Here is a 4058-nt window from a genome sequence, read left to right on the forward strand (position 1 = left end):
GCCATGTCCGCCATCGGCGGCGGCGTGAGCTTCGCCAAGACCGCTCTGCGGCTGACCGGCGTCGAGGTGGGCGATCCGCGGCTGCCGCTGCCGGCCGCGACCCCCGAACAGACCGAAACGCTCGCCGACGTGCTGCGCGCCGTCGGCCTGGAGGTGTCCGCGTGACCGACGTGATCATCCCGTCGCGGCCGAGCAACAACCCGCCGCCGCTGGCCGACGGTGGCCTGCGCATCGTCGCGCTCGGCGGCATCGGCGAGGTCGGCCGGAACATGACCGTCTTCGAGCACGCCGGCCGGCTGCTCGTCGTGGACTGCGGCGTGCTGTTCCCCGAGGACATGCAGCCCGGCGTCGACCTGATCCTGCCCGACTTCCGGGCCATCGAGGACCGCCTCGACGACATCGAGGCCATCGTGCTCACGCACGGCCACGAGGACCACATCGGGGCCGCGCCGTTCCTGCTGCGCAACCGGCCCGACGTACCGGTGATCGGCTCCAAGTTCACGCTCGCGCTGCTGGCCGCCAAGTGCCGGGAGCACCGCCTCACCCCGGTGCTGCACGAGGTGGTCGAGGGCGAGCGCACCCAGCACGGGCCGTTCGAGCTGGAGTACTTCGCCGTCAACCACTCGATCCCGGACGCGCTGGCCATCGCCATTCGCACCGCGGCCGGCCTGGTGCTGCACACCGGCGACATCAAGCTGGACCAGCTGCCGCTGGACGGCCGCCTCACCGACCTGGCCGGCTTCCACCGGCTCGGCGACGAGGGCGTCGACCTGTTCCTGGTCGACTCCACCAACGCCGAGGTGCCCGGCTTCGTCACGCCCGAGCGCGAGATCGGCCCCGTGCTGGACCAGGTGATCCGCAAGGCCACCCAGCGCGTCATCGTGGCCTGCTTCGCCAGCCACGTGCACCGGGTGCAGCAGATCCTCGACGTCGCCGTGAAGCACGGCCGCAAGGTCGCCCTGGTCGGCCGGTCCATGGTCCGCAACATGGGCATCGCCGCCGACCTGGGGCTGCTGCACGTGCCCGACGGGCTGTTCGTCGACCTGGACGCGGCGATGCTGATGCCCGAGGGCGAGGTGCTGTTCGTCTCCACCGAGTCGCAGGGCGAGCCGCTGTCGGCGCTGTCCCGGATGGCCCGCGGCGAGCACCGCCAGATCTCCATCCGCTCCGGCGACACCGTCGTGCTGGCCAGCTCCATGATCCCCGGCAACGAGACCGCGGTGTTCGGCGTGGTCAACGGCCTGGTCCGGCTCGGCGCCAACGTAATGCACCAGGGCAACGCCAAGGTGCACGTGTCCGGCCACGCCGCCGCCGGCGAGCTGCTGTTTCTGTACAACGCGGTGCGGCCCAGCAACGTCATGCCCGTGCACGGCGAGTGGAAGCACCTGCGGGCCAACGCCGAGCTGGCCATCCGCACCGGCGTGGCCGCCGAGCAGGTGATCATCGCCGAGGACGGCGTGGTCGTCGACCTGATCGACGGCAAGGCCGCCATCTCCGGCCGGGTCGAGGTCGGGCACGTGTACGTCGACGGCCTGTCCGTCGGCGACGTCGGCGAGTCCACCCTGTCCGACCGGCTCGTGCTGGGCGAGGGCGGCTTCATCAGCATCACCGTCGCCGTGGAGACCGCCACCGGCCGCGCCGTCGCCCCGCCGACCATCTCCGGCCGCGGCTTCTCCGACGACCCCAAGGCGCTCGACCAGGTCGTGCCGCTGGTGGAGATGGAGCTGTCCCGGACGGAGTCGGAGGGCATCACCGACACCCACCGCATCGCCCAGTCCGTCCGCCGCGTCGTCGGCCGCTGGGTCGCCGAGACCTACCGTCGCCGCCCGATGATCATCCCCACCGTCATCCCGGTCTGACGTTCATGCAGGGATACGAAGGTTGGCAGCTACGTACGATGACGCCAATCAGTACCAAACTAACCATCATCTGAGCCGTAGTACACAGATACTACTTTAAAAACGTCCTTTATTACAACGAATTAGGGGTTTGATATGCGTTACGTACAAGATCACTTGGAGTCAAGAGCGGAAACGTGTACTGCCGAGTGTCGGTGAGTACCTCCGGGAAGTCTAGGCGCTACACCGTAGCTTAGGCGTAGGTGCGTACCTTTACCATGCGAAAGAGATCCTAAGAACAGGTCCTCGGCCACGTCCACTAAAATAAACTAAATTGAACCTGATATACTAGTATTTGCTAGCCCGGCGAGAACCGGTTGTAGAACCTCGCTCGGTTGGCTATCGCTTTGTTTCGATTCCAGACTTACGGGGCCCGGATTTGAGCGGCGGATTAACCGGTAAAGGCGGACGAACTTATAGTTGCTCGCCCTGCGTAACTTAACCCTGCAATCAAGCAACGTAGCGCAAAGGGTCGTGAACGCGGGTAAGGCGTCCTTCCCTGCATGACGGGGGGTCACAGCGTCGGCGGGGTGTCGGGTTCGATGCGGCGGCCGGCGGCGATCTGCACGATGGCGGCGCCGGCCAGCAACACAGCCGCGCCGACGATCTGCACGACGTTGAGCACCTGGTCGAGGATCAGCCACGCCGCCAACGTGGCGACCAGCGGCTCCACCAGGCCCAGCACGGAGGCGGCCGCCGACGGCAGGTGACGTAGCGCCAGGATGCCGGCGATGTAGGCGAAAGCCGTGCTGACCACGGCCAACAGCAGCAGGGCCAGCCACACCGGGCCGAGCGCCGTCGGTGTCGCCATGGCATGCCACGGCCACGCCCGCGGCGGGCTGACCAGGCTGATCAGCACCGCGCCGACGACCATGCCGCCCGTGGTCAGGGCCATCGGATCGCCGTCGCGGGCGGCGTGCTCGCCCAGCAGGTAGTACGCCGCCGTGCCGACGGCCGCGCCCAGGCCGGCCAGGGTGCCGACCAGGTCGAAGCTGACGCCGTCGAAGAGCTGGGCGATCATCGCCAGGCCGATCAGGGCCAGCACGGTGCCCCACCACATCGACGCCGGCAGCCGCGTCCGCCGCACGAACCGGATCCACAGCGCCACCAGCACGGGCGCGAGGAACTCCAGCACCATCGCCACACCGACCGGGATCCGCGACACCGCCACGAAGTACAGCAGCGGGCTGCCGATCACGCCGAGGAGCGCGTACCCCAGGACCAGCCGCCACTCGGTCAGCTTGGGCAGGCCGGCGAACGGGACCACGAAGGCCAGCAGCACGATCGCCGTCAGCACGATGCGCACCGCGGTGACCTGGAGCGGCGTGAAACCGGCGTCGTAGGCGACCTTGGCCGGCAGGCCGGAGAAGCCGAAGGCGACGGCCGAGAGCAGGCTGGCGATGGTGGCACGGAGTCGGGCAGTCGTCACCGGGCCAGTGTTGATCAGCGACTTGCCCCGCCGTGACGTATGTGACGGAAGTGAAAGGGCTACCGTAGGGGGCATGGCCGGCCGGACGACGACTTCGAAGCGGACCCCAGCGCGCGGGAGAAGCACGTCCAAGCCCCGCCCCGCCAGCAAGCCGAGGGGCAAGGCCCCCGCGTCACGCAGGTCAGGCTCCGCGCCGGCGAAGGTCGGCTGGGGCTTCTTCGCCAAGGGCATCGGGGGGCTGGCCCGCACCGTCGGCCGAACCAAGGAGCTCGATCCCGCGCACCGCCGTGACGGCCTCGGACTGGTGATGATCGGCCTCGGCGTGATCTTCGCCGCCGGCGTCTGGTGGCAGGCCGGGGGGCCCGTCGGCGGCTGGCTCGACCTGGCCGTGCGCAGCGTCATCGGCGGTGCCGCCTACGTGCTGCCGCTCGTGCTGCTGTTCATCGGCATCGTGCTCATGCGCTCCGACCCGCTGCCCGAGGCCCGGCCGCGCATCGTCTTCGGCATGATCCTGCTCGGGGTGGCCGTGCTCGGGCTGCTGCACCTGTTCTTCGGCGCGCCGGAACTCGCTTCGGAGAGCGGCAGTGCCGGCGGCGCGATCGGCTGGCTGGCCGGGCATTTCCTGGCTCAGGGCCTCACCGGCTGGGTCGCCGTGCCGCTGCTCGGGCTCGTCGCCGTGTACGGCAGTGCTGCTGCTGACCGGCACGCCCATCCGCGAGGTGCCCAACCGG

Annotated in this window: 3 protein-coding genes; 2 read left to right on the forward strand and 1 reads right to left on the reverse strand. The window is 69.1% G+C overall.

The annotated features are described in order from the left end of the window. Positions 1-161 precede the first annotated feature (161 nt). Positions 162-1859 carry a ribonuclease J gene (locus KUTG_RS35150; protein WP_043723015.1) on the forward strand — a complete coding sequence of 566 codons (1698 nt, stop codon included), beginning with the start codon at positions 162-164 and terminating at the stop codon, positions 1857-1859. A 553-nt stretch (positions 1860-2412) separates the two neighbouring features. Here KUTG_RS35150 and KUTG_RS35155 read toward each other — a convergent pair. Continuing rightward, positions 2413-3327, reverse strand: a complete 915-nt coding sequence (locus KUTG_RS35155; RefSeq protein WP_232241143.1) for an EamA family transporter — start codon at positions 3325-3327, stop codon at positions 2413-2415. A 73-nt stretch (positions 3328-3400) separates the two neighbouring features. Between KUTG_RS35155 and KUTG_RS61985 the strand changes: the two genes are divergently transcribed. After that, positions 3401-4058 (forward strand): DNA translocase FtsK 4TM domain-containing protein (locus KUTG_RS61985; RefSeq protein WP_043723016.1); only part of this gene is annotated, 658 nt, incomplete at its 3' end.

It is taken from the genome of Kutzneria sp. 744 (assembly GCF_000568255.1).
Taxonomy (GTDB): Bacteria; Actinomycetota; Actinomycetes; order Mycobacteriales; family Pseudonocardiaceae; genus Kutzneria.